4 protein-coding genes and 1 pseudogene are annotated in these 3,837 nt (G+C 67.2%); 2 read left to right on the forward strand and 3 right to left on the reverse strand.

Translation table 11 applies throughout. The features are described 5' to 3' along the window. The 3 genes from Y705_RS16565 to Y705_RS0101685 all read right to left on the reverse strand — a co-directional run. Positions 1-331, reverse strand: a 331-nt coding sequence (locus tag Y705_RS16565) for a hypothetical protein (protein ID WP_216698705.1), incomplete at its 3' end; no start/stop codon positions are given. Continuing rightward, complete coding sequence (gene cydB / locus Y705_RS0101680) at positions 328-1,350, reverse strand: cytochrome d ubiquinol oxidase subunit II (protein ID WP_026531601.1); 1,023 nt, start codon at positions 1,348-1,350, stop codon at positions 328-330. The genes cydB and Y705_RS16565, both read right to left, overlap by 4 nt. A 48-nt stretch (positions 1,351-1,398) precedes the next feature. After that, positions 1,399-3,018, reverse strand: coding sequence for a cytochrome ubiquinol oxidase subunit I (locus tag Y705_RS0101685; RefSeq protein WP_026531602.1), 1,620 nt, complete (start codon positions 3,016-3,018; stop codon positions 1,399-1,401). Between the two features lie 228 nt (positions 3,019-3,246). Here Y705_RS0101685 and Y705_RS0101690 point away from each other — a divergent pair, with 228 nt between their 5' ends. Both Y705_RS0101690 and Y705_RS16570 read left to right on the forward strand, forming a co-directional pair. Continuing rightward, positions 3,247-3,615, forward strand: coding sequence for a BlaI/MecI/CopY family transcriptional regulator (locus tag Y705_RS0101690; RefSeq protein WP_026531603.1), 369 nt, complete (start codon positions 3,247-3,249; stop codon positions 3,613-3,615). 7 nt (positions 3,616-3,622) lie between these two features. Next, positions 3,623-3,837: pseudogene (locus tag Y705_RS16570) on the forward strand (M56 family peptidase); the annotation flags it as partial.

Consider the following 3,837-nt stretch of genomic DNA (forward strand, 5'->3'; position numbering starts at 1 on the left):
GCAGGACACCGAGGAGGCCCGGGACGAGGACGCCACCCGCCTGCAGGGACCCTTCCGCCAGTGAAGCGATTCCGACGGCCAGCGCCTGGGCCATCAGGACGAGTCCCGCGGCCCGCACGGCTGCGAGCAGTCCGAGCAGATAGACGGCGGCCCCGGACCCGGCGGCACCTGCCGGCCCACCTGCGAGCACCGACGCGACGGGTGAGGTGCGCGCCGTCGCCCCCTGGGCCGCAGCGGGCTGCCGGATTCGCCCGGCGGCCGCGGGCTGCCCCTGTTCCCTCGGCGCTGCTGGCTGTCGGATCCGTCGGGCCGTGCCGGGACCTCCGCTCACAGGGGGACCACGGCGTGGGCGGCTGGAATGCTGGCTTCGGAGATGCGGCGCCGGAAAACCCAGTAGGTCCATGCCTGGTAGGCGAGGACAAGCGGCAGGCCGAAGCACGCGACGACGCTCATCAGTCCCAGCGTGTAGGGCGAGGAGGATGCGTTCTGCACCGTCAGGTCGAAAGCGGAGTCGAGGGTGGACGGCAGCACGACGGGGAAGACCGCCCCGAAGATGGCTCCCACGAGCGCGAGCATCGCGGCGCCCAACCCGAGAAAGGCCCAACCGTCGCGGCCAGCGGAGGACGACCGGTAGGCGAGGCCGAGCCCCGCGACGCCGAGCACCAGGACCGCCCAGGTGAGGGGCGAGCCGGACCGCAGCTGGATCAGCAGGGCCCACCCGACGAACGGAATCATCGCCAGGGGCAGGAGCCGGCGGAAGAACCGGTCCGCCTGGTCGTGCACGCCCCCCTCGGTCTTCAGGACGAGAAAGGCGGCGGCATGGACCAGGCAGAAGAGTACGACGGCGGCGGCCCCGAGCAGTGCACTGGCGTTCGCCCAGACGAATGCGCCGCCCACCCGGTCACCGTTCGCGTCGAGGGGAAGCCCGATCGTCGTCAGCGCCAGAGCCGCACCGATACCGGCTGCCGCCGTGAAGGATCCGACGGCGATGGCCCAGTCCCAGCGGTTCCGCCAGCTGTCACTGTCCCGTTTGCCACGCCACTCGAACGCGACCGCCCGGAAGATCAGGCCCAGCAGCACGAGCAGGAAGGGAAAGTAGAGCGCCGAGAGCAGCGAGGCGTACCAGTACGGAAAGGCGGCGAAGGTGGCTCCCACAGCCGTGATGAGCCACACCTCATTGCCGTCCCACACCGGGCCGACGGTGCCCAGCAGGACCCTGCGCTGTGTGTCGTTCCGACTCATGAGCTTCATGAGCATGCCCACCCCGAGGTCGAATCCCTCGAGGAAGAGGTAACCGGCCCAGAGCACGGCAATCAGCACGAACCAGAGGGTGGGTAGCGCCTCGGTCATTCGGAATTCTCCTTCTGCGGATCGGGGTATCGGCCGGGACGCACCGGGTCAGTAGGCGAAGGCAAGGACATCGCCGTCGTCCTTCCTGCCGGGGTCCGCGGTGTCGTCACCGGTGGGGTCGTGGCTGAGTTCCGGCATCGCGGATGCCACGCCGCCCCGCACATAGGTGACGAGGAGTTTGACCTCTACCACCAGCAGGACGGCATACACGCCGGTCAGCGCGATGAGTGAAACCACCAGTTCGGCGAGCGAGACGCCCGGCGATACGGCCGCGGCGGTGAACATGAAGACGCTGTCGACGCCGGACGGGTCGGGGTTGGGCGCGACGACGAAGGGCTGGCGGCCCATTTCGGTGAAGATCCAGCCGGCGGAGTTCGCACCGAAGGGCGCGAGGATGCCGAAAACCGCCAGCCGCATGAGCCACCGCGACTCGGGCACGGTGCCCCTGCGCAGCACCCAGAGCGCACCCCCGGCTGCGGCAGCCGCAATGGCGCCGAAACCGATCATGATACGGAAGCCCCAGTACGTCACCTCCATCACCGGGAGGTAGTCGATCTCGCTGCCGGCTCGCTCGCCGTAGATGGGGTCGTCGGGCAGGGTGGTGCCGTACTTCTCCTGGTACTCGGGCAGGAGTGTGTTGACCCCCTTGACCTCGGTGGTGAAGTTCCCGTTGGCGAGGAAGGACAGCACGCCGGGAACCTCGATGACGGCGGTGATGTCGTCACAGCTTTGCGCGCCGAGGTTGCCGACCGACAGGATGGAGAAGCCGGTGCCGTCGTGGCAGGNGTGGCAGGCCGCCTCGGCCGCCGCCATCTTCATGGGCTGCTGGTCGAACATCAGCTTGCCCTGGAGGTCCCCGGTGATCGCGGTGCCCGCGAAGGCGAGCATGGCGACGACGGCGCCGGCCCGGGCCGAACGCAGCCAGACCCTGTGGTCCACCGCATCCCGGGAGCGGGCAGCGGCTGTGCCGGGGGTGGCTGTGCCGGCGGTGCCGTTATCAATGACGACGCGGCCGTCGCCACACACCGTGTCCAGTCCGTCAATGCGCCGTTTCCACAGGTGGTACCAGCTGATGCCGAGGAGGAACGCGCCGGCCACCGCGAGCGCACCGAACACTGTATGCGGAAAAGCCACGAGCGCCGTGTTGTTGGTGAAGACCGCCCAGGCGTCGACCATCACCGGGCGGCCGTCGATCATTTCGACGCCGACGGGATGCTGCATCCAGGAGTTGGCCACCAGGATGAAGTACGCGGAGAAGACCGAAGCGAGGACGGCGGCCCACAGGCAGAGCAGGTGGACGAGCTTCGGCAAGCGGCCCCACCCGAAGATCCACAAACCGAGGAAAGTCGACTCGACGAAGAAGGCGAGCAGCGCCTCCATCGCCAATGGTGCACCGAAGACATCACCGACGAAGCGGCTGTACTCACTCCAGGCCATTCCGAACTGGAACTCCTGCACCAGGCCCGTCGCCACGCCCAGGATGAAGTTGATGAGGAAGAGCTTGCCCCAGAACTTCGTCATCCGGAGGTAGTGCTCCTTGCCGGTGCGGTGCCACAGGGTCTGCATGCCTGCGACGAGGAGCCCGAGGCCGATGGTCAGCGGCACCATGAGGAAGTGGTACACAGTGGTGATTCCGAATTGCCAGCGGGCAATCTCCAAGGCTTCCATAGGGCCCTTCCACGTGCGCGTTGCGTTAACGTTCCGAAACTTCTACGGCGTGTAGAAGTGTTTCTTCTACACATCGTAGAACAAAGTCGGAGGCGTTTTCTACGCAGAGTAGAAATCCCTGCCGGAAAGCTGTAAGTTAGGTTCATAAACCCTGGCGTCCAGCCGGGTGGATCCGGCCCTGCCGGGAGCGCGAACCGCGAACTGGTCGAAAAAAGAACAAGGAAGAACATGGCAACGCTCGGAGATCTCGAACGCACGGTGATGGAGCTGCTGTGGGCCACGCCGGAGTCGCTTACTGCAAATGAACTGCGGGATGCCATTGCCGAGGCGCCGTCGGGCGAAGCAGGCCGTGAGCTGGCGGTCACCACGGTTCTCACTGTCCTCTCCCGGCTCGAGAAGAAGGGCCTGGTGGAGCGCGAGCGGAACAGCCGGCCCCACCGCTACAGGTCGGTCACCAGCCGTGAGGCCCACACAGCCGAGCTGATGCACGAGGTCCTCGTCACCGCACCCGACCGGGAAGCAGTGCTGGCGCGGTTCATCGGCAGCGTCTCCGAAACCGAGGCACAGACTCTCCGCAAGCTGCTCGGCGGCAGTTGACCCGCCCGTGTTCTGGGCGTCCTATCTGCTGGCCGCGCTCGCGATCATCCTCGCGTGGCCTGCGCCCATAGCGCTTTCCCGGGCACGGTGGCCGGCCCGCGCCCCCTTCACTGCCATGGTTCTCTGGCAGTCGATCGCCCTTGCCGGCGGTCTCTCGATGATTGGGGCCATGCTTGTCTGGGGCCTCGAGCCGCTCGGCGACAACCTTGTGTCGGCCGCGGG

Origin of the sequence: Arthrobacter sp. H41, from assembly GCF_000520535.1 — a bacterium.
In the GTDB taxonomy this organism is placed as follows: Bacteria; Actinomycetota; Actinomycetes; order Actinomycetales; family Micrococcaceae; genus Arthrobacter_D.